The sequence below is a fragment of the Streptomyces sp. NPDC002265 genome, from assembly GCF_040296125.1.
GTDB lineage: Bacteria > Actinomycetota > Actinomycetes > Streptomycetales > Streptomycetaceae > Streptomyces.
On sequence record NZ_JBEOWS010000702.1, the window covers coordinates 1 to 1,330 of the forward strand.

The 1,330-nt window shown below is 70.5% G+C and carries 1 protein-coding gene and 1 pseudogene; one reads left to right on the forward strand and one right to left on the reverse strand.

Annotated elements, in window-relative coordinates:
- Nucleotides 1–254 (forward strand): annotated as a pseudogene (locus tag ABT085_RS46385) (serine/threonine-protein kinase); the annotation flags it as partial.
- Between the two features lie 10 nt (nucleotides 255–264).
- On the opposite strand, the gene ABT085_RS46390 reads toward ABT085_RS46385, so the two are convergent.
- Nucleotides 265–1,330, reverse strand: a 1,066-nt coding sequence (locus ABT085_RS46390) for a restriction endonuclease subunit S domain-containing protein (protein ID WP_502983002.1), incomplete at its 5' end; no start/stop codon positions are given.

Here is a 1,330-nt window from a genome sequence, read left to right on the forward strand (position 1 = left end):
AGGGCATCGCCGAGGAACTCGTACACGGGGACGGTCCGCAGGAGCGTGCGGACCGCGCGGTGCTCCGGCTCCGCCTCGCAGAGTGCCGTCTGGCATTCGGCGAGATCGAGGCGGCGATCCGGGTGATCGAGGAGTCCGGACGCATTGCTGCCGGACTCCCGGGACGCCTGGCGGCCCGTGTGGAAGAGGTCCGACGCGAAGTGGACCTGGATATCACCGAGAGGCTTGCCGATCCCGGCGCCGCTCAGACGTGAGCGCCCGCCCTCACACCTTGCCGGACAGACGTCCCGCGGCCAGCTCGTCGCTGAGGCCGCGCACCAGACCGGCACCGAGGAGGCCCAGCCGTACGACGAGCTTTTCGAACGCGGCCACCTGCTTGAACACCTCGCTGAACTGCTGCTGCTCCGCCAGCGGGATCTGCCGCACCTGAAGCTTGCGTACGTCCACACGCGAGGAACTCGACGCATGGGTGCCCGCCTGGCGAGCGTTGGCGGGGGCGCGCAGGGAGCCGGCCAGGAACCAGGCGTCCAGATGGTCCGGGTGCACGCGCAGCGCATGCAGCTGCGGTCCGAGAGCCGTCGGTCGGCCTTGGTGCACCCAGGCGGAAAAAGCGCGTGCCACACCCGCGACCACGACATCTCCCGGTTCGGCGATGACAGCTCCCGTCGCCTGTGCGTCCGTGGTCGACAGCCAGGTGCGGGGCTCGCCGTCCAGGAGCAGATCGGGGATCGTGAGCAGAGCAACACCGTTGTCGTCGGGCTGCCCCTCGCAGATCGTTCCGTCGGCGGGCTGCTGCCCCGAGCGCAGCATGAGCGCGCCTGCCCTCGTGAGCTCGCCCACGGTCGTCGTGGTCTGTGCCCCCATCTCGTCGTCCGACAGGTCCAGCGTGGCCAGACGTCCTCCCGTGTCACCGAGATCCGCGACGAGTCGCCCGAACTCGCTCCAGGAGTCTGCCAGTCGAGGCCCCTCACCGGAGGCCCCAGGAGTGACATGGCGACCGGGGGTGAGGTCGACTTCGTCGTCGAGGAGGTCGATGACGGGTACAGCGGCGACACACTCGGGCAGTACACGCTGCGCCGAGGTCGCTTTCCCGGCGCCTGCCATGCCACTACCGCCAGTCGCCCCGCCCTCGGCGATCGCGGACCGGACAAAGGCGCCGAGCGCGTCCCAGTCCGGCATGGACTCCCGGGTCGAGGCTCGCGGGAAGCGAGAGGCTCCGTCGATGAGCAGCAGCTCGCCCGAGCCCGTTGAGGCCTCATCAGTCGCGGGCATGCGCAGCACCCAGAGCTGCAGGGACACACTGTGCGGAGGCGCGGGGGGGGGCGGCGGC